Origin of the sequence: Cloacibacterium sp. (genome assembly GCF_047601505.1) — a bacterium.
Taxonomy (GTDB): Bacteria; Bacteroidota; Bacteroidia; order Flavobacteriales; family Weeksellaceae; genus Cloacibacterium.
This window is the reverse complement of record NZ_JASGJD010000001.1, coordinates 1085466-1108997: the sequence shown is the minus strand read 5'-3', so window position 1 is coordinate 1108997 and position 23532 is coordinate 1085466. Positions and strand designations below refer to the sequence as shown.

General features: G+C 30.9%; 23 protein-coding genes. 1 reads left to right on the top strand and 22 read right to left on the bottom strand.

Annotated elements, in window-relative coordinates; genetic code table 11:
- Nucleotides 1–39 precede the first annotated feature (39 nt).
- From QM746_RS05330 to glyA, 21 genes are all read right to left on the bottom strand, one after another.
- On the bottom strand, nt 40–1134 hold the full coding sequence (locus QM746_RS05330) for an EpsG family protein (protein WP_414983264.1): 1095 nt from the start codon (nt 1132–1134) through the stop codon (nt 40–42).
- Complete coding sequence (locus QM746_RS05325) at nt 1134–2345, bottom strand: glycosyltransferase (protein WP_414983263.1); 1212 nt, start codon at nt 2343–2345, stop codon at nt 1134–1136. Before QM746_RS05325 ends, QM746_RS05330 begins: the two co-directional genes overlap by 1 nt.
- Nucleotides 2342–3289 (bottom strand): glycosyltransferase family 8 protein, encoded by a 948-nt coding sequence (locus QM746_RS05320; RefSeq protein ID WP_414983262.1) that lies wholly within the window; start codon nt 3287–3289, stop codon nt 2342–2344. Before QM746_RS05320 ends, QM746_RS05325 begins: the two co-directional genes overlap by 4 nt.
- A gap of 1 nt (nt 3290) precedes the next feature.
- Nucleotides 3291–4409 carry a glycosyltransferase family 4 protein gene (locus QM746_RS05315; protein WP_414983261.1) on the bottom strand — a complete coding sequence of 373 codons (1119 nt, stop codon included), beginning with the start codon at nt 4407–4409 and terminating at the stop codon, nt 3291–3293.
- Nucleotides 4410–4419: 10 nt separating this feature from the next.
- Nucleotides 4420–5016 (bottom strand): transposase, encoded by a 597-nt coding sequence (locus tag QM746_RS05310; protein ID WP_414983260.1) that lies wholly within the window; start codon nt 5014–5016, stop codon nt 4420–4422.
- Nucleotides 5017–5372: 356 nt separating this feature from the next.
- A complete protein-coding gene (locus tag QM746_RS05305) occupies nt 5373–6503 on the bottom strand; it encodes a glycoside hydrolase family 88 protein (RefSeq protein ID WP_414983259.1) in 1131 nt (376 codons plus the stop codon).
- Complete coding sequence (locus QM746_RS05300; protein WP_414983258.1) at nt 6500–7054, bottom strand: acyltransferase; 555 nt, start codon at nt 7052–7054, stop codon at nt 6500–6502. Before QM746_RS05300 ends, QM746_RS05305 begins: the two co-directional genes overlap by 4 nt.
- The gene (locus QM746_RS05295; RefSeq protein ID WP_414983257.1) at nt 7047–7937 is read right to left on the bottom strand and encodes a glycosyltransferase family A protein; all 891 of its coding nucleotides are present in this window, start codon (nt 7935–7937) and stop codon (nt 7047–7049) included. Before QM746_RS05295 ends, QM746_RS05300 begins: the two co-directional genes overlap by 8 nt.
- Nucleotides 7938–7940: 3 nt before the next feature.
- Nucleotides 7941–9128 (bottom strand): glycosyltransferase, encoded by a 1188-nt coding sequence (locus QM746_RS05290; RefSeq protein WP_414983256.1) that lies wholly within the window; start codon nt 9126–9128, stop codon nt 7941–7943.
- A gap of 98 nt (nt 9129–9226) precedes the next feature.
- Complete coding sequence (locus QM746_RS05285) at nt 9227–10384, bottom strand: polysaccharide pyruvyl transferase family protein (RefSeq protein WP_414983255.1); 1158 nt, start codon at nt 10382–10384, stop codon at nt 9227–9229.
- A complete protein-coding gene (locus QM746_RS05280) occupies nt 10381–11391 on the bottom strand; it encodes a glycosyltransferase family 2 protein (RefSeq protein ID WP_414983254.1) in 1011 nt (336 codons plus the stop codon). The genes QM746_RS05285 and QM746_RS05280 overlap by 4 nt, the downstream gene beginning before the upstream one ends.
- A gap of 3 nt (nt 11392–11394) precedes the next feature.
- The gene (locus QM746_RS05275; protein ID WP_414983253.1) at nt 11395–12603 is read right to left on the bottom strand and encodes an ATP-binding protein; all 1209 of its coding nucleotides are present in this window, start codon (nt 12601–12603) and stop codon (nt 11395–11397) included.
- A gap of 131 nt (nt 12604–12734) precedes the next feature.
- Nucleotides 12735–13187 (bottom strand): IS200/IS605 family transposase, encoded by a 453-nt coding sequence (gene tnpA / locus QM746_RS05270; RefSeq protein WP_414983252.1) that lies wholly within the window; start codon nt 13185–13187, stop codon nt 12735–12737.
- 317 nt (nt 13188–13504) lie between these two features.
- Nucleotides 13505–14482, bottom strand: coding sequence for a glycosyltransferase family 2 protein (locus QM746_RS05265; protein WP_414983251.1), 978 nt, complete (start codon nt 14480–14482; stop codon nt 13505–13507).
- On the bottom strand, nt 14479–15360 hold the full coding sequence (locus QM746_RS05260) for an SP_1767 family glycosyltransferase (RefSeq protein WP_414983250.1): 882 nt from the start codon (nt 15358–15360) through the stop codon (nt 14479–14481). The genes QM746_RS05265 and QM746_RS05260 overlap by 4 nt, the downstream gene beginning before the upstream one ends.
- An 8-nt stretch (nt 15361–15368) precedes the next feature.
- Nucleotides 15369–16496, bottom strand: coding sequence for a glycoside hydrolase family 99-like domain-containing protein (locus QM746_RS05255; RefSeq protein WP_414983249.1), 1128 nt, complete (start codon nt 16494–16496; stop codon nt 15369–15371).
- Nucleotides 16432–17343 (bottom strand): glycosyltransferase family 2 protein, encoded by a 912-nt coding sequence (locus tag QM746_RS05250; RefSeq protein ID WP_414983248.1) that lies wholly within the window; start codon nt 17341–17343, stop codon nt 16432–16434. Before QM746_RS05250 ends, QM746_RS05255 begins: the two co-directional genes overlap by 65 nt.
- 242 nt (nt 17344–17585) lie before the next feature.
- Nucleotides 17586–19958 carry a GumC family protein gene (locus QM746_RS05245; protein WP_414983247.1) on the bottom strand — a complete coding sequence of 791 codons (2373 nt, stop codon included), beginning with the start codon at nt 19956–19958 and terminating at the stop codon, nt 17586–17588.
- A 2-nt stretch (nt 19959–19960) separates the two neighbouring features.
- Nucleotides 19961–20662 carry a polysaccharide biosynthesis/export family protein gene (locus tag QM746_RS05240; RefSeq protein ID WP_414983246.1) on the bottom strand — a complete coding sequence of 234 codons (702 nt, stop codon included), beginning with the start codon at nt 20660–20662 and terminating at the stop codon, nt 19961–19963.
- A 178-nt stretch (nt 20663–20840) separates the two neighbouring features.
- Nucleotides 20841–21422: an outer membrane beta-barrel protein gene (locus QM746_RS05235; protein WP_414983245.1), complete on the bottom strand. Its 582-nt coding sequence runs from the start codon at nt 21420–21422 to the stop codon at nt 20841–20843.
- A 211-nt stretch (nt 21423–21633) separates the two neighbouring features.
- Entirely contained in the window at nt 21634–22905 is a 1272-nt protein-coding gene (gene glyA, locus QM746_RS05230; protein WP_414983244.1) for a serine hydroxymethyltransferase, read from the bottom strand.
- A 69-nt stretch (nt 22906–22974) separates the two neighbouring features.
- Between glyA and QM746_RS05225 the strand changes: the two genes are divergently transcribed.
- Nucleotides 22975–23268 (top strand): hypothetical protein, encoded by a 294-nt coding sequence (locus tag QM746_RS05225; RefSeq protein WP_374361490.1) that lies wholly within the window; start codon nt 22975–22977, stop codon nt 23266–23268.
- 33 nt (nt 23269–23301) lie between these two features.
- Here QM746_RS05225 and QM746_RS05220 read toward each other — a convergent pair whose 3' ends face one another.
- Entirely contained in the window at nt 23302–23529 is a 228-nt protein-coding gene (locus QM746_RS05220) for a hypothetical protein (RefSeq protein ID WP_414983243.1), read from the bottom strand.
- Nucleotides 23530–23532 lie beyond the last annotated feature (3 nt).

The window sequence follows — 23532 nt, the reverse complement described above, 5'->3', positions numbered from 1 at the left end:
AGTTCATCTTCTAATTTATAATTTATGACTTTTTAATTATTAACTCTTCAAAAACATAAAATAAGTAAATAGATAATATGCCATAAAAATTCTGCCTACAATTTTATAATGTTCCTCCCAAAACTTTACTCTAAACAATGGATAAGCAATTATAATTGCCATGAGAAACCAAGATAGATAAGCAAATCTATTGGAAAAATTAGAACGAATGACTAATACCCAAAATGCATTGGCAATCATATACGTACCCCAAAGATGGGTATAAAAGCTATCTTTGAAGCCTCTTTTTATGATATAATAATATCCTGCAAAAACCGCTAAACCACTATACAAAACAAAATCCCAACGAAAACCAGTATTGCTCATTAAATCCTGATATTCTTTGTTCTGCACTAGATATTGATTTACCCTATCATCTCCTAGCCCCAAAGAGCCAAAAAAGCTTTGCCAAAAACCTCCACCAATTAAAGAAAGAGGAATGGCCGCCAACCAAATATAAAGATATATTTTGGGATTTTTATAAACCCCCGAAACGATAAAAGCTGCTATAGGAATCATTAGGGAATTATGAAAACCATAAGCCAACGCCATAATGGCATACATTATCCATCTGTTGCTATTATAGAACAACAACGAAAAAATAAATAAAGAAGTTGCCATACCATTTCTAATTCCATTGGTACCAAAAGACCAAAAAGAAAAAGAACCCATCATCATTAGAAAAGGAATTGCCCAATAATTAGAAAAATATTTCTTTGCCAATAAATAACATGGAACAATGTAGATTATATCTACCACTAAAAAATAGGCTTTAACATTCATTATGCCTACACACCATTTTGTAAAATAACCAAATACAATTTCCCTTTTTAATGGAATATTAGGGTCTAGTTGTATTTTGCGATAACCTTCAGCGTAAGTTGCCATATCTCCAAAAGCCCAAGAAATAGGGCGAGTGCCCATATACAAAATTGAAAAAACCAAAAGAAAATATCCAATGTTCTGAGACGTTTTTACAGTTTCTATCTGTTCTATAAAATATACCCTAGATTGCATAAATAGATACAACGTAACTATTAACAACACGTGATAATAGATTGCGGTATAATCTGCACTAGGAATAAAATCAAACATTAATTTTCAATAAATTTTTCTATTTTTAGAATTTCAGACTTATTTGATAAATCTAAAGTTTCTAAATTATCTTTTACTTTTTCAATTTTTTCTGCATTTTGAATAATACTTATCATTTCATTAGCAAAAGCTTCATTTTCCAAAGGTAAGATAAATCCATCGAATTCATTTTTTACCTGACTGTCTGAAGTAGAATAATTGGCAATAAAAACAGGTTTCTTTAAAATTTGAGCCTCTCTTACAGTAACCGCTTTTCCTTCAAACCTAGAAGGCTGAATGTAAAAATCGCACGCTTTAATATAGGGATAAGGATTTTCTTTTTTACCTAATATTATAACTTCTTTTTCAACTTTTGCCAGAAGAATATTCTTCCTTATCAATTCTTCATCTCCGCCAAAACCTATCATAAACCACTTAAAATCAATGCCTTTCTCCTTTAAAAATTTAGCAATAAAAGGTATATTATCAAAATTTTTAGGATAAGAAAATCTTCCAATTGATAAAAAACAAAGTTGATGAGTTTCTACAAAAAAATGAGCATCGGCAATGGTATCATTTGCTTGTTTATTAATAAAATCTACAGAAATAATATTTTCTATCGTAGTTACTTTGTCTGATACTTTAGGGAAAACTTTTTTAAAACTAGTTGATACTTCATCTGATACTCCAGCTATTTCGCTGTACTGCCGCCACATTTTGAGTTCCTTACCTTTATCAATATTAAGTGCTAAAAAATCAGTATGAATAAAAGCTAAATACTTTTTTGCTTTCAATTTATTTCTTTCTAAATGATTGGGATGCAAAAATGCTATTGCTACATCATACTCTTTTTGGGAAATATCAGAGAAAAAGAAATTGGCGATTTCATGCAAATGGAAATGGGCTATAGAATCTAGTTTATCAGCATTTTTTTTATGAAAAAGATTGAATACAGCATCATAGAATTTTGATATTATCTTGATAAAAACTACTGAAAATACTCTTTCTTTAATTGCGCTTTGGATAGGCTCTAAAAGCAGTCTGCACTCTTTATTTTCTGGTAATAGATTTACTTCTTTTGGTAGATATTTCAGTAATTCTCCATCATGCTTGTGTAAGAAAACATCTACCTCAAATTTAGAATAATCAAGATGTTGAAGAAGACCTAAAAAGCTTCTCTCCACTCCTCCCAATCTAAGCGTATGTGTTGAAATAAGGATTTTCTTTTTCATTTAAACAAAAGTTTATAAAATTTCACTCCAAAAAACCAAAATAATTTTTCCAAAAACCTTATTTTAAAAGGCCTGTTATCTTTTTGTAATTTATTATTCTTGAAAGGTGTTTTCAAAAGATAATTATAATAGGTGCTTTTGAATGGATGCCTAGAGCCTTCTACCCAAGGTCTTTTAGAAAACGAAGGGGTAAAATGGATAAAAACTGGATTTTTTTTAGCTTCATTAATTTCATGCTGAGAATAATAATTTTCTACACCATAATAATATCGAATTGCATTAACATCTTTGAAATCAAAGAAACTGGTCATTACATTGTAACGAGGCTCAAGAATTAATATATCATCCTTAAAACAAGCGTTTATAACACCTTGGTCATGATGAGTAACATTGCCGTTTTTGCTTTCAATAAAATGAAGCATTTTTTCTAAGGCATTTGTTTCCCTCCATTTTTCTAAATTGATTAATAAGAACCCAGAATTGATATAATGTGCATTTTTATCTAAACCAATTTTTAATTTGTTTTGAATTCCTACATGATCCAAAACACCAGATATAGAGTTTTTAGAAACATCTATATTCCAAAGCTTCTCTAATGTATCCATAAATAGAGCATCGCAATCTACATATAGTATTTTAGAAATATTTTCGTCTAATATATCCGATAAAAATAACCGAGCATAAGCAGAAATTGAAATTGTTTTTGGGATATTATATTGTTTATCTAGTTTTTCCAACAATTCGGACAGTTCGTAAAAATAAATAGAAGCTTTACTTGAAATAATTTGTCTCAACTTTTCTTTATTTTCAAAAGATATATTATTCTCTAAAACATGAATATGAATTCTTTTAAATCCTCTATTGTTTTCTAACAACGAAATAATTGCTACTCCTAAATGTGCAACATAATTATTATCTGAAGAAAAAGCAATGTGCAAATCCATATTATTCTAACCTTTTAAACAATTCATCCCACTGTTTTACCACATTTTTTGGTAAAAAACGCTGTACATTTTCTCTGGCTTTATTTCCCATTTGTAAGCGAAGATTTTCGTCTTTCATCAGTTTTTGTAATTTCTCTGCCAATTCTTTTTCATAGCCATTTTCAGCTAAAAAACCATCCTCATTATTTTTAATAATATCCGACGGACCGTAAGGGCAATTGAAACTTACACACGGAATCCCAAAACTCATGGCTTCTATCAGCACCATGCCAAAACCTTCGTAGCGCGAACTCAAGACAAAAATACTCGATTCTGCATATTTTTCTTCAATATTTTTCTCAGGAAGATGAAAAAACACTTGTTTCTCTATTTTCAAGTCTTTGGCTAACTGCTCTAACCCTAAATTTTCGTCAAATTTTCCATAAATATGCAATTCCCAATCTTGAAATTCTTTGTCTATTAAAGACCAAGATTGCAAAAGTCTGTCATAAGATTTCTGATAAGATTGCTTGCCTACAGCAATTACTCTTTTGCTTTCTAAAGAAGATTTCTCAGTAGGGAAAAACGGTAAAGGATTTGAGATTACTTGTAAATTTGGGAGCTTCCATTCGTTTTTATTGCCATCCGTTAATACGATAAATCTGGTAAAATCTTTGGCTAAAAAATCCATCAATTTGAATTTCCCTCTCGTAACCAACCTTCTAACAACACTTTGGTTTTCTGAAACTTCCACTAACTTAGACACATGTCTTTCGTAAATAATCGGTATCTTTTTACCCAAAATTTTCGGTAAGAAAAAAGCTTTCAATCCATCATCACAAACCAAAATAATATCAGGATTAATCTCCGAAACCAGTTTTCTAATTCCAGAAACATATTGAGAAATATACCGAAAAAGATTCCCTGAAACATTTATATTATGTAACTTTATTTTTTCTGAAAAAGGAAAAAACAGATTATTTTTACAAGATTGGTCTTCTCCATCTTCTGCCCTAGAAAGTGTAATGATATGAACGACATATCCGAAATCTTCTGCCAAAACTTTAGTTTTCACAGAAAGTACACGTTCTAAACCACCAGAACCACTTATCGCATTGGTAATGTAGAGAAGTTTCTTCATATTTCCTTCGTTATTCTCCTAAAAATTCAAAATTACTTACTTTTAAGTTATTATGAACATATTCAAAATTATCTTTATCAAAAAATAAAAGCTCTAATAACTCTTGTTTTTGAACATCCTCTCCCAAAATATACGTTCTATAAGATGAAAATTCATACGTTTTAAAATCAACTTCCTTTAATGTATTTTCCGGATTGAGGTGTATGTAGAGTATAAGATTTCTTAAATATTCTTCAGATTCTATTTTCTTTCTCTTAAACGGAGATTCAAATAAACTCCCATGACGATTGAACATTTTATTAAAAACAAAGGTGTAACTGCTTATCAACTTTCCTATCTGCTTGCTTACCATAGATTCGCTAGAATGCAATCCCTTTTCTTGAGAAAATTGTTCTGTATATTCTTCTTTTACTCGTATCAAAATATGAAAATGGGTATCCATCAAACAATAGGCTGCTATCTCTGCAATGTCTGCCAAATAATCTTGCATCTTGCTTAGAAAATATGCTTTGTTCTTCTTATTCTGAAAAACAAAACAACTGTTTATCCCTCTATTAAAAATATGGTAATAATGTCCTTTTTCTAATTTCTGATTTCTAATGTCCATATCATTTTTTTTGCTTGAAACTTTGTCAAAACGCCCTGCTAATGCCTTGTCCTCTTCTTTGGAACTTTGTCAAAGCGCATTGCTAATGCCTTGTGCTTTGACAAAGTGCTTGTTCTTGCTTTTGCCGTGGTACTTTCCTTTTTCCTTGAGACTTTGTCAAAGCACTCTGCTAATGCCGTGGACTTTGCTAAGACTTTGTCAAAGCGCCTTGCTAATGCCTTGGGCTTTGACAAAGTGCGTGCTCTTGCCGTGGAACTTTGTCAAAGTGCTTGTTCTTGCTTTTGCCGTGGTGCTTTCCTTTTTCCTTGAGACTTTGTCAAAGCGCCCTGCTTTTGCCTTGGGCTTTGACAAAGTGGTCATTGGTTTAATGCTTTCAAAATAAAACCCTGTGTAAACGGCAGTATATCAAAATTTTGTGAATAAACACCTATTCCTTTTGTATCGCCTTGAGAAAAATCTACTGCTCCGTTTCTTCGGGTTACCGATTTCAAATATTCCAAAGCAAAATAGGCTTCTCTTTGCCTGCCCATTTTTTTTAAAAACCATGCAAAAACTGCAGTTGCCGAAGAATCTATCCTATCATTGATGAACAAACTCCAAGAAAAACCTCCATTGGTTTGTTGGTATTTGGAAAGAGAATTTGCTAACTTTTCTAACAAATTCTTTAAGTCTTGTCTTTGAACATCGTCTTCTGGCAATGTTTTATAAGTATTTAAAACGCCTAAAATGAGCCAAGCCGCACCTCTCCCCCAGCCAAAAATCCCTACAGGATTGTGGGCATGGATTTCATAAGCATGACAAGGAATTTTAGACGGCAAAAGACCATACTTTTCGTATTCTTTAATCTGGGTAAAAGCCAAGTTTACTGCTTCTTCATTATTGAATGCCAACCCATATTTCACTAAAAACGGACAAATAAACCCTATGGTATCTACATATCGGTAATTTGAAGTATGTTTTCTGTACATTACCGTTCTGTCTTCTCCTATTCTTTCTAAAATTAACTGATAAAGATGGTCTAATGCTGGTTTCATCTTCTCTTGATCTAAAAAATCAATATTCATGAGTTCATAGCCCAACCAACAGGCATCTACTTCAGTCGGTTTGTTTTTCCAATGACCGTTTTCATCAATTTTTTTGTTGGTAAACTTCAGAATTTCTTTTTTCATCTCTTCGCTGGGGTTTTTCTTATAAACTGAATAAATCCCCGAAAGCAAAGAAGCTTCTTGCCAAAACTGCACTGTATGATTGGTGTATTGTTTCTTCAGAATATCAATAATAATCAGGTGATTGCTGTCTTTTATTTTGGTAGAAGGGAGATGATTCAACCAATGCAAAGATTTCTTGAGGACAGCTTTTTTCCAAAGAATATCATGCTGAAATTTCCCTATTTTAATACGGCTTTGCCAAGTGTGAAACACAAGAATAAAATCTACCATAAAAATGGAAAGAATCAGCAATAGCAGTATGATGATAAGTAGTGTCATTTTACAAATCCAAATTTTTCAATTTTATCAATCATTTTTTGTTTTTTGTCCTCTGTAATACTTCCTAATGTGTATTCTTCTGAAAATAAAGGAAATTCTTCAATTTGTCTTTTATTTTTCTTCTCATATTCTTCAACAGTACAAATAAATTTTGCAGGATTGCCCGCAATTACAGAATTGTCGGGAAAAGATTTCGTTACCACACTTGCTGCACCTACAATACAGTTTTTCCCTAATTTTACGCCTGGCATTATAAATGCTCTTGCACCAATGAAACAATTGTCCCCTATCTCTAATTTCCCAACTCTTACATAACCAGTAGATTTTTTGGTGCTGGTATCATGCGCCAACAGATAAACTTGAGGCGCGAATACAACATTATTCCCAATCTCTATCAACCAACAATGCCCATGGTCTATGGTACAATTTACCAATCCATACACATTTTTTCCTACTTTCATCCCTGTTTTTAGATTAGCCTGAACAGAAAGTTCTTCATTAGAAATTCTGAAAATAATTTTCTTAATTTTATTGATAATTATATTAATCATGTATTTTATCTTTCAGTTTTAAATAAGTATAAAAAGCTCTTGGATAGCAAATTAAGTATAAAAACTTATCTATCAAATATAACTGATTAAAATAACTATCGCCTGATAAAAGTGAGTTTATTCCTAAATGAATATAATTCCACAAAAAATGGTGAGGATATTTTGTAAATGGATATGTTTTGTTTTTAATTAAATAAAAAAAAGAAAATGCCAATGATTGTATATACCATCTTTTGTAAGAGCTATTAGAAACACCTGACACCTGATATTCAACCATTTGAATTTTATCATTAATAGCTAAAACTTTATATTTTTTAGACATTTCGTGCCATACTACTGCTTCAAACACAAAACGAATCCCTTCTTTTTCGGGAAAAGGATATTTTTTTAATATCTCTGTTTTAAAAGCTACAGACTTGTCTCCTTCTAGATGATATTTTAAATAAACATCGGCAAAAGTTACTTCCCAAGAATTTTTGGGGAAATAATTTCCTACTATTGTATTGGTATTTAAATATTGAGAAAGTCCTATAACGCCACAAATATTTTCATTATCCTTTATAGATTGATAATAAGTTTCTATATTTCCTAAGGCATTATCTGCTAAAACATCATCACTATCAACAATAAAAAACACCTCTCCTTTTGCTTGTCTAACTCCAAAATTAATAGCAGAATGCTTGCCTCCATTATTCGTTTTAAAATATCTGATTGAACATTTGTTTTCGCCAATCCAACCGTTTACAAGTTCTTCCGTTCCATCAGTACTTCCATCATCAACAATAAGCCACTCAAAATTTTCAAAACCCTGACAAATAATACTTTGATAGAGCCTAGGCAAAAGATGAGCGCGATTATATGTAGGAGTAAAAATTGTTTGCATTATTTAATCAATCATTTTATAAAACTTCAGAACTTCATTTTCATTGCTCTTGACTGTTTTCTTTAAATTTTGAGCCAACCTTTCTCTTAATGATTGGTTTTGGATTAAAATTTCCAAATTTTCAGCTATACTTTCTGGCGTCATCTCAGCTATCAATCCGTTTTCCTGATGTATAATCTGGCTATTGGCTGTAGTAAAATTGGTAATAACAATAGGCTTTTCCAATAGTTTTGCTTCTTCTAATGCGATAGATTTGCCTTCAAAAAAAGAAGGAAGGATAAAAGCGTCCGCATTTTTTAAATAGGGATAAGGATTAGACATAGCACCTAAAAAATGAATGTTTTTTTCTAAATTCAACTCCTTAGCTTTCATTTTCAACAAATCCTCTTGGTCTCCCCATCCAATTAAATACCAAGCAATCTTATACCCTTTCTCTATTAATATATGTATTGCTTCTAAAGCATTAAACAATCCTTTTTCTTTAGCAATTCTCCCAACGTATAAAACATTAAAAAATTCATGAGTATAAGGCATTGGTATAGTTTCACTTGCTAGTCTTTTCAAGGCATTTACAGAGATAATATTTTCTATTGATGTAATTTTATAACTAAAGTCAGGATAAATAATTTTTAGTTTTTCTTCTAAGTTTTCAGAGACAGTAACAATATGATTAAAACTTTGAAGATTTTCATATTCTCTAATTAAATCTAACTTTGCCACCTCAATATCAGTATGAATCCAAGCTATTTTATTTTTGGCTTTAACTTTATCCCAAACAAAATAAGTACTTGTCTTTTCTAAATACCCTATTGCTACATCATACTCTTTAGGTATATTACTGAAAAAATGTCTTAAGTACTTCCAAGATTTTTGTTCGCAAATTGCGGGATTTTGTTCTCGTCTGTTAAGCATTGCAAAACACAATCTATAATACGCCAAAGTCCATTTTCCTTTTATGAGAAAAGTAAAAACAGAAAATAAAAATGAAGAAGAAAATATTTCAAATTTTTTATCCACAGAAAGAATTTTCACTTCCTGAGGCAATACTTCTATAAGTTCACCTATTTGTGTAAGTAAGAATACATCTACATCATATTTGCTATGATCTAATTCTGACAATAGATTCACGAAGCTCTTTTCGGCACCGCCAATCCTTAAACTTGGTATCACAAAAAGTAGTTTTTTCTTCATGTTTTTTATTATCAGATGATATTATTTTTTATCAATTATTTCTACACACCGTCATTCCGAATTCTTCGGTATGCCACCCCTCTGCAAGAGGGGAATTTTCAGAGTATTTCTGCAAAATATTCTTTTGCTTTTTTTGACATTTCTTTTATTTCAGGAATTCTATTTTTTAACATTTCTTTTATCCATTCTTCATCCTGCTTCATTTCCTCAAATTTAGCAATTAATTTCTGAGCATCAGAAATTTCATCAATTCCCAACACCAATTTTTCTTCACCAAATAAGTCTTTGGCAATGCCTTTAGATTTAATAGAATATCCTAAAACCATTGTAGGAACACCGCTAGAATAAGCCGCAATAGTAGCATGAGTTCTGGCTCCAATAAAAAATTTCAATCTAGAAATATATCCTTTGTATTCTGTAGCGTTTAAATTATCTGGTAATAAAAATACTCTTTTGGTATTTTTAAATTTTTCTAAAAACTTTTTCAGAGTTTTATAGTCATTGCTTATTTTTATGGTAACATGAGGAATAAGAGCCACATGATAATCTGTAGTTTCCAAAATATGTTTTATCAACTTAAAAGCTGCTTCTTTAGACTTTTTATTTCTAGAAAAAATTAATGGTGAAAAATTGAATCCTACAGTTTTATTTTCTAAAAAACCTTCAGGAAGTGGAAGCTCTGTCTTTTCCATCAAGAAAGCACCATCTGCCACTAATTTCACCTTTTGGCAGCCTGCATTTTTCAGTACTTCTTCAGTGAGGGTTTCTCTTGCTAAAATTAAATCAAAGCGTTTTAAATCTTCTATTTTGGCTGGTGAAAGATCTTCTTGTCCTACAGAAGCACCCCAAAGGACGAGCTTTTTATTTGCTTTTTTAATCAGGTGGTTTATTTCATAAAAACCAGGCTGTTCACCATAACAATAATTATCTCCGCCTACAGAAATAAAAACTTCATAATTATTAATTTTAGAGATTATATCTTTTTGGGTATAGCGATGGTGATATTTTTCGGTATTAAAAAATTTTACAAAAAATGCAGATTTCAACCACGTCCAAGAATACTTTTGAGGTGGGTTTTGTAAATGAACAAACACTTTATTCACCTGTTTTAAATGTATATCTGTTTCTGGTTCATAAGAAGCCAAATCTATTATTGCATTTGGAAATTGAGTTTTAATTTCTGCAACTGCTGTTCTTATAATGGCTTCGCAACCTCTATTTAAACTGCCTCCGTGTAAAAAAAGAAGAATCTTCATGAATTTCTATAATAGCTGTATAAGGTGTAAAGATACAATTTCAAAATATTCTTAGATTGTATTGCCTTAAAAATTGCCAAATCATATCTTCCTAAATTTTGTTTCAAGGTATGGTCTGAAAATATTTTAACTACTAAATCATTCTCCACAATTTCTTTAATTTTTGAAAATCTCTGCTTTAATGAAAATTGATTTTTGGGATTAAAATAAATATAAATAAGAGCGATAATGCTTTTTAAAAAACGCTTATTTTTAAGTTTCACTATTTCCGACTCCGAAATGGAAGCTCCAAAATACTTTTGAAAATCAATATGATAAATGGCGACATTGCTTTGTAAATAATCATTTTTTACCACATTTCTTGTAGCACTCCCTTCTACTTCTCTATAAAAATAAGTTTGAAAATCAATTTCGGTAATCTTTTGAGCCCAAGAAAAAACCTGATGATTAAATTGGGCATCTTCGGCAATTCTCACATCCATAGGAAATTGTGCATTTGCCATTTTAATTAATTCCTTTCTATACAATTTATTACACACCGAATTGTAAGCATCAGATTCTATAAACTTTGGAAATATTTTTTGTTCTATTTCTTTTCTATCAAATATTTGAATATTACTATCTTGTTTGAAGAAATTATTTCTTTTTTGAAGAAATTGAGAAATCACAATATCAACATTTTCTTCTCTTAAAGCAATAACGTAAGCCCTTAAAGTTTCTGAATGTAACCAATCATCTGCATCTACAAAGGTAACAAACTCACCACTTCCATTTTCTAATCCTAGATTTCTCGCTGCTGATACACCTTTGTTTTTCTGAGAAAATATCTTGAGTCGTTCTTCTTTTTTTTGGTATTGACTTAAAATATTTAATGAAGAATCTGTAGAACCATCATTGATTGCCAAAATTTCAAAATCTGTAAAAGATTGATTGCTGATGCTTTGTAAACAATCTTCCAGATATGGTGCTGCATTGTAAACGGGTATGATGATGGAGATTTTTGGCATTGATTAATTATTAAGAAAAGTTCTAAGGTCTATTGCTTTGATACCTTCATAAGAAGCACCTGAAAAAGAATCTAAGGAAATTACTATTTTCGGGAAATGATTGGGTATCGATTTTAGATTTCCAAATTCTCTTTCTATGGTTTTTTCTTCGTGTAACGTAAGTGCTACCTGTATGTATAATTTTTCAGCATTTTTTTCTGCAATAAAATCTATTTCCTTATCTCCCAAATTGCCTACCGTTACGGTATATCCTTTAAAAAGTAAATGGTTGTACACTGCATTTTCTATAATTTTCGCTCTGTCTTCTATTCGGTATCCCCAAATGCTGTTTCTGATACCTAAATTTTCAAAATAAAATTTCTCTCCAATTTCAAAAATCCTTTTTCCTAAAATATCATATCTCGGTACTTTATGAATAATAAAGGCATTTACCAAATGCTGTATATACACTTGCACTTGGTTAGGAGCAATGTTTATTTTCTGTGATTTCAAGAAATCACTTATTTTTTTTGCTGAAAATATGCTTCCTGTATTGTCTGCCAAAAACAAAACCAATTGTTCTAAAAAAGTAGTATTTCTCACCGAATACCGATTGACAACATCTCTAAAAACAATTGTAGAATATACATTTTTAAGATATTCAAAGGCAATTTCATCTTTTAATTCTAAATGTTTGAGATAGGGCAAACCGCCAAATTTTAAAAATAAATCTAAACTTTCTGACGAATCTTCTAACTGATGAAAATCTAAAAACTCTGTATAGGAAAGGCTATAAACTATAATTTCTATAAATCTGCCACTCAAATTTCCAGCAATATCAGAAGAAAGCAAATTGGCATTACTACCCGTGCAATAGAGGTCTAAATCCTGATAAAGAAGAAGTGAACGTAAAGCTTTTTCAAAATCCTGTATATCTTGTATTTCGTCTATAAAAACATAAGTTTTTTCTGTTTTAGATTTATTTTTAAGAATATAATCTTGTAATTTTATGGCTGTATCAATTTCAGAAAACTGCAAATCTTCTTTGTTAATATATATTATTGCTGCATTTTGATTCTTATCTTGAATGTGTTTAATAATCTGAAAAAGCAAAAAACTTTTACCTACCCTTCTTTGACCTGTAAAAACCTTTATAAGATTCTTCCCGATAAAAGGGATTATTTTTTCTATGTATTGTGGCCTTTGTATTACGTTTTCTGGTAAAGATATCATAAAAACATGTTTATAATTTTACTACAAATATATAAAAGTTTTAGATATGATTATAACTTTTATAATGGTTTACAAAAGTTATACCTATAATTATATAAAAATAAACTACCCCGGGGCAGAGCCCCGAAGTATTAGTCGTCAAAAAGTGTAAGTTGTCCATCGTACACTTTTTGATATTTTACTTCTTTTCCTTGATTATCAATGTATTTCTTGATAACATCTTTGTTTCCATATTGTCCAACCGTATTTGCATAATAACCACTTGTCCAAAAATTCCCACCCCATAATTTTAACTTGACTTCAGGAAATCTCCTAAATATTTCCTTCGCTGTTATACTTTTTACTTTCATACTAATTTCACTGATTGAAAGCGAAGGAACACTCTGAATTAAAAAATGAACATGGTTTTCTTCATAACCTATTTCCAAAAAATTAATCTCGTAGCGGGCAGAAATATCAAGACAAATATTTCTCAATCCCTTTCCTACTTCATCTGTTATAACAGAATTTCTATATTTCACAGGAAAAACGATATGATACAGTAGCAATGTTTTATTATGTCTTTTATTTATATGGTCATCCATTAATCAAATTTACACTTTTTCATAGTGTTATGAAAAACCATCCGTTTTTCAAACTTTTCCTCATTGACCCCGAGGCAGAGCCTCGAGGTATTCTCTTCGAATAAAATGTGAGTATCGTTTGCATAGATTCTCGCAGATTTTTAATTTTTAACGCAAAGGCGCAATGTTTTTTTAAAAATTCTTATGTTTTTAAGACACAAAGATTTTTAACTTCGTTAAAAATGATAGGGTGATATTTATTGCGTATCCTTTTTTAATCATATCTCAAAATCAACAGTCACTTTGTCATTCTGTAGGAATCTAAGCTACTATATTTATTACGGTTTTAGCTTTTGTAGGAGTTGATAGACTTTTGTTTTGAAGATGAGTTTTTTTTGATGCAAAGCAAATTTAGCGAATGAAGAATCAAAATAAGGGTATTTCTCGGCAATGGATTTTGACAAATGCCAATATCCCAAATCTGAAAGCAGTTTTTTGGTCTCTCTGTATTTCTGTTGATACAGATTGGGCAGAATATGCAATTCTACTATTCTCGTTAAAAACACCAATATTACTTTATCAAAATATTGTTGTGCATCTTTATTCTCTGCCGAGAAGTTTTTGTTTTTAAACTGGTCTAAAATATTGATAGCATTAATAAAACCTTGATATCCTTCTTCTGTAATGGCTTTTTTGGATAATGAATTGGGACGGACTAGATAATTATAAACTAAATCTGAACTAAAAGACACTCTTTTAGCCTTGCTTTGTACCAATGCATTAAAAACAGAATCTGTTCCCACCAAAATATCCAAAGGAAATAATCTATCTCCTATGATTTCTCTTCGGTACATTGTTGCAGGAAAAGGTCTTCTTTCGTGATTTAAACCTAAGAAAACTCCTCCATTGCTTAAATTAGGAAGTGAATTAAGATATTGATATTCTTCTGAAATATGATGTATGGCAAGGTAAAGAATATCTAAATTTTCTTTTTCTATTTTATATATTGCTTTGACCAGTGTATCTGGATTATAGTAGTCATCATTATCTAAAAAAGTGATAAAATCACCTTTGGCGATTTTCAATGCGGTGTTTCTAGCACCTGCTTCTCCTTGGTTTTTTTGAGATATGATATTTAGGTTGTGATATTTTTCTTTATAATTTTCTAAAATCTTCAAAGAACTATCTGTGGAACCATCATCTACCGCAATTACTTCATAATCTTGCAAAGAAAGGTCTTGAACAAAGATACTTTCTAAACATTTTTTCAAATATTTTTCTGCATTGTAAACCGGTATGATGATAGAGAGTTTCATTCTGAAATTTTATAAACTATACTTCTATTATAAGTTTCTTCAAGATTTTCTGGCAAATCGATGATTGTTTGACCAATAGATTCGTTTACTAATCTGTATTTTACAGGTATTTTATGTTCTGCATTTTCTAGATACCACATATATTCTATATCTACATGCCCTATATCTACTGCCCAAAAACCAGCTTGTGCTAAATCATAAGAAAGTATAGTAGCCGTAGGACCAAGAGCAATTAAAATTAATTTATTTTCGCCTAATTTTTTGGTCTGTTCTAGGATTTCGTTGTATCTTGAAAAGGCATTTTTGGAAGGACAAATAATTCTTTGTAATGAAGTTGAATTATCAAACAAATCATTACCAATTCCCAATCTAGAAAACTCGCCTTCTACGATTAAAACATCTTTTTTATCCCAAATTTTTTTGAGACGCGTAACCGTATTTTCAACTTTTCTTTTATCCTTGTAATCCAAATAAAATCTAGAAATAAAAGCATTGCCATATTTTTTTTTCTTATTAAAATATGGTGATAATTGGTTTCCAAATTTATTCATAAAATTCATCCACCAATATTTTACATTCAATTTAAAAGCTTTCACGGAATGGAAACTTTCTGGAATGGCTACGATATGATTTTCTAGATTAGACGTCAATACTTCTTTCAAGCGTTCTGTCAGTTTTTGATTCTCTTCCTGAAATTTTAAATTTTCATTGGGCAGAACTAGCCTAAACTCACCATCTCCAAATCTGGAGATAGATTTTTTGTGGTTTACTATTTCAGAAATCGTTTCTTCTATTCCTAAAACTTTAGGAAAGAAAAATTGCTTTCTTAAAGGCATCGTCCTGATATACCAATAATAAAAATAGAGCTTAGGATTCACTTAAAATTTTATTGCATTTTATTTTTTAACTCTTTTATAACTTCTAGCCATTTTCTGCCATATATTTGGTCTGGTTCTAGATAATTTCCCTCTGCCCATTCATTCCAAGATTTTATAATAATAAACTCTGGTTTATACTCACTTTTTTCAATAGATTTTAGAACCTTTTCTATATATTTTTTGAATAACTCTGGTGTAGAATTTTTAAGAATAAGAGAAATTTTACCAGACCTGGGAGAATTATCCCAATTTGGAATTATACACGGTAAATATTTAGAATGAGGAGGTACATCTATAAAAAGTTTTTTTAATGATTTTTTGTAATCTATAACCATTGGTTTTCTGCGCTTTCCTAATTCGTCTAAATATCCTAATCTGTATTTTATTTTTTGTTCTAATTGATATAAAAAAGATCCTTCTTTGAAATAGAGTAAATGAATTTTTCTTAATTTCTGAAATAAATCTAATCCCACAACTTGCTGTATAAGTGGATTATTTATAACATTTTGAGAAAATACATTTCCAGTAGCAACAAAGTGAATCCCCAAAAAACCATTTTTGAAAGCTAAACCATTGAAAGTTTCTAAAAAAACCTGTAAATCTGGTATATCATCGACTCTATAAATGTGAAAAACAGGTTTGTTTTCTATTTTTATATATCTATCATCTTTAAAGAATGGTAACAAATATTCAAAATATTTGATATAATCATTTTTCCCAAGATATTTTTGTTCTATCAAAATTTTATTTTCAGCACCGTGCCAAATTCCGCTCCATGTTTCATTTGCCCAACAAAAACAAAAGGGTAAATCAACGGATTTATCTGCTAACATTTTTTCGGCAGGTTTTTCTAAGAGCATTTTGCCTCCACCAAACCAATATTGGTAATAAATAAAGCCATCAATGCCATATTCTTTTGCTAAATCTGCTTGTTTTTTTTGTACATCAATATCTTTTAACAAATCATAGTATCCTAATTCACCAGGAATAATGGGTTGTTTATGCCCTTTATAAACAGGCAAAGCTTTTTTTACATTTGTCCATTCAGTAAAACCTTTTCCCCACCATTCGTCATTTTCTTGAATTGGATGATATTGAGGTAGATAATATGCTAGAAATTTTATTTTTGAACGCATTGAAAATTTTATTTTTTATTATAAAAAAAACTGGAGGAATAAATAAATTTAGATAATCTTTAAATGATGAACTTTTTTCACTTTCTATTTTACCAAAACATTCAACATATAGACTATTCTTATTACATATTTCATTGAATAACAATTGATTAGTTATCATCAATTCTTGATTTCTCATCATACTTTCTTCATGAAGTCTAATCAATGCTTTAGAGTCGTCTGCATAACCGACATGATGAAAAGTATAATTATTTAGTGCGCATCTTAAATTAAATTCCCAATCTTCTAAGGATTTTAATTTCTCATTAAATAACCCAATTTTTAAGAATATTTTTTTTGAATACAATGGAGCAGAAATTACAAAAGGATTTTTTATTTTGAATAGTTGTTTAACATCAATATTATCGCCTTGCAGAATTGCTACTTCGGGCAAAAAATAATTTCTTCCAAAAATACGCTTTTTAGAAACACCCTCATTATTCTCGAAATATCTATACCCTGAAACTAAAATATCAATTTGTTTTTCAAAATAATTTGATTGAAGACAAAGTTTATTTTTTTCGAGTATATCATCACAATCCAAAAACTGTATCCATTCTCCCTCTGCGATTGCTATTCCTGCATTTCTGGCAGAACTTAGTCCACCATTCTCTTTATAGATATATCTAAAACGAGTGTCTTTTTCTAGCCATTTTTTTGCAATCTCTTCGGTATGGTCTGGGCAGCCATCATTTACAATAATACACTCCCAATCTGTATAAGTTTGGTCTAGTACAGATTGAAGGCACTCGTCTAAATATTGTGATTGGTTATAACAAGGGACGATAACAGAAATAAGAGGATTCAACTTGTAATTTTTTTAAAATATTGAAACTATAAAAATGACACCTTATAAAATAAAATTCGTTTAAAGTTACCCTTTTGTTCGAATCACGTTCGAATCACGTTCGAGTCTGCTTCGGAAAACGGGTACTTTTTCCGAACAAAACTGCACTTTGACTGCACTTTGATTCAAACGATACTCTAAATAGACTTCCATTTTTATTTTTTTATCCTTACATCAATTTTAAATAAAGAAAAACTCATTTTCTACTCCAAAAACAAAATTTTCTTCCACCAAGGTTTCTTTTCGTTGTCTTCGGTATAGGTATATCCGTAGCCATATTTGTAGCCATAGCCGTACTTATTGCTGTAGGTAAGATTAAGATAGCTTACATCATTCAGCACAATTGCCATTTTACCTTTGGCGTGGTCTCTGTAAATCTGATTGGCGAAATGAATCATTTCTCTATCTGTGTAGCCAGACCTTGATAAGAATAAAAGTAAATCTGAATATTTAATTAAATTATATGTATCTCCTACCATCAATAGAGGTGCAGAGTCTATCACGATATAATCAAAAGTCTTTTTAGCGGCCTCTAAAAGATGTAAAAATTTGTCGCTTTCTAATAATTCATTAGGATTGGGAGCAATAGGCCCAGAATGAATTACTTTTAAATTAGGATTGAGTGAAGTATCTTGAATATAGCTTTCGGGCGTTGCATTATAATCGCTTAAGAATTCGGATAACCCTTTTCCTTCTAAATGCATAAATCTTTTGAGCTGAGGATTTCTAATGTCTGCACCAATAAGCAAAACTTTTTTGGTTTGAGCTAACGTAAGTGCGGTGTTTACCGAAATTGTAGTTTTGCCCTCTCCCTTTACCGAAGACGAAATAAGGATAACCGGACACGGACTTTGGTTGTTGAAAAAATACTTGATATTCGAAAATAATATTCGGAATGATTCTGCAAAAACCGACAAATCGTTTTTACCAACTACATTCTCTGCTCCTTTTGTAATATTCGGAATTTCTCCTACCACAGGAATTTCTTTGGCAATACTTTGGATGTCTTGCTTAGAATAAATATAGGTATCCATTGCATTCTTCACAAAGAAAAAAGCCAATGGCAACAATAAGCCCAGAGCGTAGGCATAGAGCATTATTTTACTGGCATTAGGAGAGATAACCCCTGTAGTAAATGCAGGATTGAGGGTTTTAACCTTAGGTGTGGTAACTGCCAAAGCCATAGAAATTTCTTCGTTTTTCTGAAGAAGGTACAAATAAAGAGATTCTTTAATTTTCTGTTGACGGTCTATATTTTTAAAAAAGTTTTCCTGCTCTGGGAACATAGACATTTCTTCTTTGTACTGAGAAATTTTGCCTTGTTGATAGCCCAAATTACTAGAAATTAAATCTTTAGATTTATTAAGATTTTCTTTGATAAGGTTTCTGAGTTGCGATAAGTCTTTGTTGAACTGCACAATCATTGGATTGGCAGGAGTAGCCTGTCTCAATGTTTTATTTTTGAGCAACAACAATTCGTTGTATTGGGTAATTAATCCATCGGCGGTATTGGGGATGCCAATATTGGTAGGTAACAATTGGTCTGTAGAAGAATTGATTAACCTAAGCACCGAATTTACCATTTCTAATTGTGCACTAAGCTCTAAAGTTCTTTGTGTGCCTTCGTCTAATCCTTTAAGATTAGATTGCGCTTGGGTTTCAATATCAAAAATATTATTAGACCTTTTAAAATTTGTTTTTCTGCCCTCAATAGAAGACAATTCACTGGTAATGAGTTTTAATCTATCATTGATGAATTCTGCTGAGTTTCTGGCTTCAATTTTTTTATCATTATCAGCATCTTGATTGTATTGCACAATGAGTTCATTCAAAATATCTTCAGACTTTTGAGGAATATCACTACTGTAAAATAAATCCATTATATTGGTATCTGTATTAAGGTTGGTAACGGTAATACCACCTTCTAAACCAGCAGCTACATTTTTGTAATTTAAAAAATTTACATTGATATAATCGTTATAATTGATTTCGGGAACTTTGGAAATTTTCACTACTCCAAATCCTAAATCATAAGGTTGATTAAAAAGGTATTTTTTAGGATTATTGCCTTCTAGATTTGCCAGTAAAAAGCTATTGTTGTCTATTGCTTTAATTTTGTAAGAAGCACCCCCAAACTGTTTTTCGTTTTTAAGGGAAAGTATCTCCCCTTTGAAAGGGCTAAGATCGTACAATTCTATTTTCTTAATTTTTGCTTCTTGTACAAAGGTAACGTCCAGATTTAATTTCTTTACTACTTTTCTAAGGATAGGCTTAGATTTCATAAGAGCAATTTCATCTGAGATAGGATTTTTTGCCACCCCTCCCGTTCCCATGGTTTGTAAATCGTTGAGTCCTATTACACCCGTATTTTTTTTTGTAGCATTATTGAAATAAACAGAAGCTTGAGAGCTATATATAGGGGTAGAATATCTTAAATATATTTTGGCACAGATGATAAAAAAAATCAAAGACAGAACAAACCAATACCAAACTCTAATGTACTTAAAAAGTTCTTTTTTAATATCTACTGCTTTGGCTCTTTGCTGCAAGGATTGTATAGGCTGTAGCGGTTCCATTCTTAATTTTTAATAAAATTATACATTGCAAAGATTAATCCTAACAATCCGGAATAAGTGAGGACTTTGGTAAGTACCGGAGTTTTTTTTGCCATAATTTGTGCATCTCTATCTGGCAATGCATAGAGAATATCATTATTCTGTATGTAATAATAAGGAGAGTTAGAAATGTTATAATCTGTAAGGTCTAGTGTAATGGTTTGGTCTGTGCCATCAACATTTCTAATAAGTCTTATGTTTTTGAGATTGGCATTTTCGTTGGTTCCTCCTCCTAATGCAATCGCTTGTAGGATGTTCATTTTCTCGTTGGTGTAAGTTACTTGTCCTTTTTTATTAAATTCTCCTAAAAAAGTAAGTTTCAGGTCGTTTTGATTGATAATAACGATAGGTTCTACCAGATATATTTTCAATCTGTTTTCTAGGTCTGTTTTCAATTCATCTACCGTAAAACCTTCGGCTTTTATTTTTCCTAAAGTGGGGAAATTAATTTCGCCTTCTTTGTCTATGGTATAAGATAAATCTCCAGAAGCGCTTCCTGTCTCACCATTGCTGTTTATTTGGCTTATTGTATTTAGATTAAATGGCTTAATTGCAATTTCATCGTATCCTGTAACTTTTATATCCAAATTATCGCCCACCATAAGTTTGTTACCATTATACTTTGCTTGGGTAATATCTGCATTATAGTTGATATCTTTATCCATATAAATCATGTTCTTTTTAGGGCCACACGAGAATAAAAACATCAATAGAAAGATTGGAAAAATTTTGTAAATGAATTTCACAATTGCCTTTTTTATTGAACAAAAATAAAAATAAAATATGACTTGAAACTTATAATAAAAACACAGCAAAGCAATACTGTGTTTTTAAGAATATTTTTTAATTAAAATAATAACTGATACCAACTCCTAAAAGTCTGTTCCAAGTTCTCATCACATCGTAATTGGGATATACTTTGGTTAAGCCTTGGTCGAATCTTATATAAGCTTCGAGTTTATCATTTACTACATATCCGAAAGCTCCAGAAACAGAGATACTCATTTTTTTCATATCATCGTCTCTTAGGTTAATGTATCCTGCTTCATCATTTGTAGGTCCAGCACGATTTTCTGAAACATTATAAGCAAATCTAGGCCCTACCATGAAATAAAAATTCTCAAAAAAGCCTCTATAAAAATGGAATTTACCATATAATGCGAATGCTACATAATCATTTCGGTAATATTGTCTGCCTTGTTCTAGGATGGTTTTTTCTCCTTCCATACTGTATTCTAGTACTGGGAAAATATAATATCTAAGTGGAGAATAGATACTTCTCTGAAAGGTTTCCAAAGGGATTTCTGCAAAAAAACCTAATGAAGGAGCAATTCTACCTCTAGAAAAATCGTGTATGCCTTCTATGGAAGAAGAGTGTACATTGCCCGTCATCCCCCATTTAAACTCTTGAGAAAAGAATGACATTGAGATAAAAAAGGTTAATATTAAATAAATTTTCTTCATCATGTAGTAATTATCGTCTTAAAGTAAGTTTCAATTTTATAACTAAAAACATTTCAATTTATTACTAAATCGAAATGTTTTTAATAATTTTTAGAGTCTGTATTGTATTTATTTACACACAGAGTCTTAATGATATAACAAAATAAGTGTTTTAATTTTTTTTATGCAAAAATTAGTAGTTAAATAGCGCTTTACCGTTCATTAATTGATGAACTTTTTTCTTCACTACTTCCAAAACATTATCGTTATTAATATTAAGAACCACCTCGTTAATTAATTCTGCCACGGTGTCCATATCTTTTTCTACCAAACCTCTTGTGGTGATAGCCGCAGTACCTAATCTGATACCAGAAGTGATAAAAGGTGATTTATCATCATAAGGAACCATATTTTTGTTACAAGTAATTTCTGCTTTTACCAATGCTTTTTCGGTTTCTTTACCGTTTACATTTTTGTTTCTAAGGTCTACTAACATCAGGTGATTGTCTGTTCCACCACTTACAATATCGAACCCCCTGTCTATCATTGCTTTTGCTAGCGCTCTAGAATTGGCAATAACTTGTTTTGCATATACTTCGAATTTTTGGTCTAAAGCTTCGCCATACGCTACTGCTTTTGCTGCAATTACGTGCTCTAAAGGGCCACCTTGTGTACCTGGGAAAACAGCGCCATCTAACACAGCACTCATCATTTTGGTTTCACCTTTTGGCGTTTTATGCCCGTACGTATTTTCAAAATCTTTGCCCATCATAATCATTCCACCTCTAGGCCCTCTCAATGTTTTGTGAGTGGTAGTGGTAACTACGTGGCAATGTTCGAAAGGAGAATTGAGCAATCCTTTTGCTACCAAACCAGCAGGATGTGCTATATCTGCCCAAAGTGTAGCTCCTACTTCGTCTGCTACTTCTCTAAATTTTGCATACTCTAAATCTCTAGAATATGCCGAAAATCCTGCAATAATCATTTTAGGTTTTTCTCTCAGTGCTACTTCACGCATTTGGTTATAATCTATCAAACCGGTTTCTCTTTCTACTCCATAAAAAACAGGACGGAAATTAATTCCAGAAAAGTTAACGTGAGAACCATGTGTAAGGTGTCCTCCCATAGATAAATCCATTCCCATTACAGTATCTCCAGGTTTTAAAACCGATAAATAAATTGCTGCATTAGCCTGAGAACCAGAGTGTGGCTGAACATTGGCATATTCTACCCCGAAAAGTTGCTTTGCTCTTTCAATTGCTAAAGTTTCTACTTCATCTACTACCTCACAACCGCCATAATATCTTCTTCCGGGATATCCTTCAGCATATTTATTGGTTAAGACACTTCCCATTGCTTTCATTACATTTTCAGAAACAAAATTTTCTGATGCAATAAGCTCTATTCCATTGGTTTGTCTTTCTCTTTCTCTTTCAATTAGTTCAAAAATAATGTCGTTACTCATATTAGATTTAAATTTTGCTCAAAAATAAGAAATTATGCAGATATTTGTGATAAGTTTACATTAATAATTATGGGAAAGAAAAAATATAAAAAACAATTGCTAAAATCCTTGAAATCATTAGGAAAATCTGAACATCTGCTTCTAGAAAGCATGACGAATCTAATGCTATTGGGAGAACTGAAAAAGAATAATATCGAATTTAAAGATGGAGATACCTTCTCTTTTAAGGATAATATTTTTGATTATAGCGAAGACAAAAACATCAGAAAAATGGCAAAACTTCGTCACAAAATGATGAAAACCATGAATAAACTGGTGGAAAAGAACAATTTTAAAGATAAGGAAATTAAGTTCTTATCGTAAAAATAAAAAGCAATCTACATGAAAGATTGCTTTTTATTTTATTAAAGAATCAAAGAATTTTAAAATTAAAATAAACAACACAAAGGAAAACATTAAATCAAAAATGATTATAAATTGATATTCTTCAACTATTTTTATTCCTAACTCATGATAAATTGAATAAGGCAAATAATTAAAAATACTTGGAGGTACAAATAAAAGCCACCAAATAATAATCACAATAACTAAACTTAAAAGAAAAGTAAATATTTTTATTTTCATTCT

What these genes read in the sequence shown, in the direction of transcription:
- glyA (WP_414983244.1), bottom strand. Translation starts at nt 22,905, where the DNA reads ATGAGTAACGACATTATTTTTGAACTAATTGAAAGAGAAAGAGAAAGA.
- QM746_RS05315 (WP_414983261.1), bottom strand. Translation starts at nt 4,409, where the DNA reads ATGAAGAAACTTCTCTACATTACCAATGCGATAAGTGGTTCTGGTGGT.
- QM746_RS05305 (WP_414983259.1), bottom strand. Translation starts at nt 6,503, where the DNA reads ATGACACTACTTATCATCATACTGCTATTGCTGATTCTTTCCATTTTT.
- QM746_RS05290 (WP_414983256.1), bottom strand. Translation starts at nt 9,128, where the DNA reads ATGAAGAAAAAACTACTTTTTGTGATACCAAGTTTAAGGATTGGCGGT.
- QM746_RS05225 (WP_374361490.1), top strand. Translation starts at nt 22,975, where the DNA reads ATGGGAAAGAAAAAATATAAAAAACAATTGCTAAAATCCTTGAAATCA.
- QM746_RS05320 (WP_414983262.1), bottom strand. Translation starts at nt 3,289, where the DNA reads ATGGATTTGCACATTGCTTTTTCTTCAGATAATAATTATGTTGCACAT.
- QM746_RS05275 (WP_414983253.1), bottom strand. Translation starts at nt 12,603, where the DNA reads ATGATATCTTTACCAGAAAACGTAATACAAAGGCCACAATACATAGAA.
- QM746_RS05330 (WP_414983264.1), bottom strand. Translation starts at nt 1,134, where the DNA reads ATGTTTGATTTTATTCCTAGTGCAGATTATACCGCAATCTATTATCAC.
- tnpA (WP_414983252.1), bottom strand. Translation starts at nt 13,187, where the DNA reads ATGGATGACCATATAAATAAAAGACATAATAAAACATTGCTACTGTAT.
- QM746_RS05265 (WP_414983251.1), bottom strand. Translation starts at nt 14,482, where the DNA reads ATGAAACTCTCTATCATCATACCGGTTTACAATGCAGAAAAATATTTG.
- QM746_RS05300 (WP_414983258.1), bottom strand. Translation starts at nt 7,054, where the DNA reads ATGATTAATATAATTATCAATAAAATTAAGAAAATTATTTTCAGAATT.
- QM746_RS05280 (WP_414983254.1), bottom strand. Translation starts at nt 11,391, where the DNA reads ATGCCAAAAATCTCCATCATCATACCCGTTTACAATGCAGCACCATAT.
- QM746_RS05240 (WP_414983246.1), bottom strand. Translation starts at nt 20,662, where the DNA reads ATGGATAAAGATATCAACTATAATGCAGATATTACCCAAGCAAAGTAT.
- QM746_RS05310 (WP_414983260.1), bottom strand. Translation starts at nt 5,016, where the DNA reads ATGGACATTAGAAATCAGAAATTAGAAAAAGGACATTATTACCATATT.
- QM746_RS05245 (WP_414983247.1), bottom strand. Translation starts at nt 19,958, where the DNA reads ATGGAACCGCTACAGCCTATACAATCCTTGCAGCAAAGAGCCAAAGCA.
- QM746_RS05235 (WP_414983245.1), bottom strand. Translation starts at nt 21,422, where the DNA reads ATGTCATTCTTTTCTCAAGAGTTTAAATGGGGGATGACGGGCAATGTA.
- QM746_RS05295 (WP_414983257.1), bottom strand. Translation starts at nt 7,937, where the DNA reads ATGCAAACAATTTTTACTCCTACATATAATCGCGCTCATCTTTTGCCT.
- QM746_RS05285 (WP_414983255.1), bottom strand. Translation starts at nt 10,384, where the DNA reads ATGAAGATTCTTCTTTTTTTACACGGAGGCAGTTTAAATAGAGGTTGC.
- QM746_RS05220 (WP_414983243.1), bottom strand. Translation starts at nt 23,529, where the DNA reads ATGAAAATAAAAATATTTACTTTTCTTTTAAGTTTAGTTATTGTGATT.
- QM746_RS05255 (WP_414983249.1), bottom strand. Translation starts at nt 16,496, where the DNA reads ATGCGTTCAAAAATAAAATTTCTAGCATATTATCTACCTCAATATCAT.
- QM746_RS05325 (WP_414983263.1), bottom strand. Translation starts at nt 2,345, where the DNA reads ATGAAAAAGAAAATCCTTATTTCAACACATACGCTTAGATTGGGAGGA.